This window comes from Flavobacterium psychroterrae (assembly GCF_018380615.1).
In the GTDB taxonomy this organism is placed as follows: Bacteria; Bacteroidota; Bacteroidia; order Flavobacteriales; family Flavobacteriaceae; genus Flavobacterium; species Flavobacterium psychroterrae.
Genome location: NZ_JAGYVZ010000064.1, coordinates 1 through 2,027 on the forward strand (window position 1 = coordinate 1; position 2,027 = coordinate 2,027).

The window sequence follows — 2,027 nt, forward strand, 5'->3', positions numbered from 1 at the left end:
TTATATAATCGAAAAATTGAAATGTACACAAATTTAATTTAAAATGTACATTTTTCAGCCAAAACGCAGAAAAGCCAATACATAACGTATTGGCTTTTTAATATCATTTAAACACTCATTAAAGGCTGATTAAACCAAACTATCTATACTATTGAAACAATGATCAGTATCTAATAAATCTAATAGATCACAAACTTCATTTCCTAATATGGTTAAGGTACCATCGCGTTGGTTTTTACCCAATACACTGGAAATGGTTTCTTTTCTATTTCCAAACTGATAACCAGCTTTATTTATTAAAATCAGATTAAACAAATCTTTACAAATAACATTACCAGACGCATCTACAGAGGTCGCAATACTTAAAAGCTGTTGGTCAAGTCGTTTAAATGAAAACCTCCAACGCCTTTTGTACAGATTTATGAAAAAAGTCAACGCAAGCCCCAAAGGGAAAAGTATTGTTGCTAAAATGAAAGATATTATAGCTAAAATTGCACCCATATTTTATTGTAAATTCAAAATTATTAATTCTTTTACTGTCATTGGTTCATATTCAAAAACCTCCTTATTCAACATAGCCAAAAGCTCTGTATTTGTTTCACTATTCATCGCATTGACAAACGACGTTGAAATCCCCGTTCGCAAATAAGCGTTGTACTCTGATTGATACGCATCATACAATGCACTGTGTAAATCGGGGTTTTTAGACGATAAATAATCATCGGCACTAAAACGTTCAGATTTTAAAATTTGGCGTTGCTTTTGGCTTGAAAATCCTTTTATCGTTTCTGTGCCGTCAGCTAAATAAACAGGCTCTAAATTAAAAGAGTAAAATTGTTTATTCTTGACATGCGAGATTGCACCAGACCAATCCATATATAAAATACTTTTTTGAAGTCCGATAAATACATTTTCATAATCGACTCCGTTGTAATTATATGTGCCAATAACTCTGTCATATTTAATTCTAACGACTTCTTTACCCTGTTGGCAAAAATATGATTTGGACACTTTTTGACCTTTCATGTTGTATACAGGTTCTTTTTCAACTAAAAAAGGCAAATTATCAAATGAAATGTCGGTCAACGTTGTGCCATTTGTTTCAAATTTTTCAAGATAATGCTCTAAAACACTTTTTATGCTCATAATTTTATATATAGTTAATTACGAATTATATTCTATTAATTTTATATCTACCAAATCGTAATACGTAATACTGGATGATATAGTCATATCATTACTTGTTATTTCATCTTGTATCATATTGGAAACTACTTGACCATTATAGAAATAAAATTTCCCGCCATAAATTCTAAGTTCGAAACCTTTTATATTACTATCTGAATAAGGGAAATTACTCGTGTAAAGTCCATTTTTGTAATAAATACAAGTCCAATAACCACCTTCGTTTTTTGTTGCAAGCGTATAATAATTGTTGGTTATATTGTCTCTCAATTCAATGTATTGATGCTGAAAATCTCCCGACCATGCACTAAAAAGAGGTGAAAGTGCTGGTTTGAATTTTATACCTATTTTTTTTGTACCATCAATTGTTTTATTCCAACGTGCAGAACTAGCAACACCATAAGTTGATAAATGAATTTCGCCCTCCCTTGTCAAATCAGGGGTACCAGTAAGCAATGTCCAATCTTCAGGTTTGGGTTTGAAAACATCACCTAAAACAATTAACATTCTACCCGGAAATGTTGCTAAAAGTCCATTATTCAGCATAACATCGAAATTACCTTCGTTTTCTCCCGTCGTTACATTTACATGTACTAAATTGTCGCTTTTGAAATTTATTGAATTTATAGTTTGTCCAGTAATCTCAACTGTCATATTCGGTGTGAAAAACGCACCCTTTAAGATAAAATTTCCTGTTGTATTTGGTAAATAGCTATCAGGGATTATTTCATCTAAATATGGCGCAGGTGCAATCGCAATAGAACATAATTTCAAATTACCTTGTGCGTCAGTTGTTAGAACTTTATTTACCGAGATTTGTCCATCATTTCTAGTACTTGGAT

3 protein-coding genes are annotated in these 2,027 nt (G+C 31.6%); all 3 read right to left on the bottom strand.

The genetic code is table 11. From position 1 onward, the window contains the following. Window positions 1–129: 129 nt before the first annotated feature. On the bottom strand, window positions 130–501 hold the full coding sequence (locus KHA90_RS24945) for a hypothetical protein (protein ID WP_213308224.1): 372 nt from the start codon (window positions 499–501) through the stop codon (window positions 130–132). Between the two features lie 3 nt (window positions 502–504). Beyond that, window positions 505–1,146, bottom strand: a complete 642-nt coding sequence (locus KHA90_RS24950; protein ID WP_213308226.1) for a hypothetical protein — start codon at window positions 1,144–1,146, stop codon at window positions 505–507. 18 nt (window positions 1,147–1,164) lie between these two features. Continuing rightward, window positions 1,165–2,027, bottom strand: an 863-nt coding sequence (locus KHA90_RS24955; RefSeq protein WP_213308228.1) for a hypothetical protein, incomplete at its 5' end; no start/stop codon positions are given.

Coding starts and splice junctions, on each gene's coding strand:
- KHA90_RS24945 (WP_213308224.1), bottom strand. CDS start 501: ATGGGTGCAATTTTAGCTATAATATCTTTCATTTTAGCAACAATACTT.
- KHA90_RS24950 (WP_213308226.1), bottom strand. CDS start 1,146: ATGAGCATAAAAAGTGTTTTAGAGCATTATCTTGAAAAATTTGAAACA.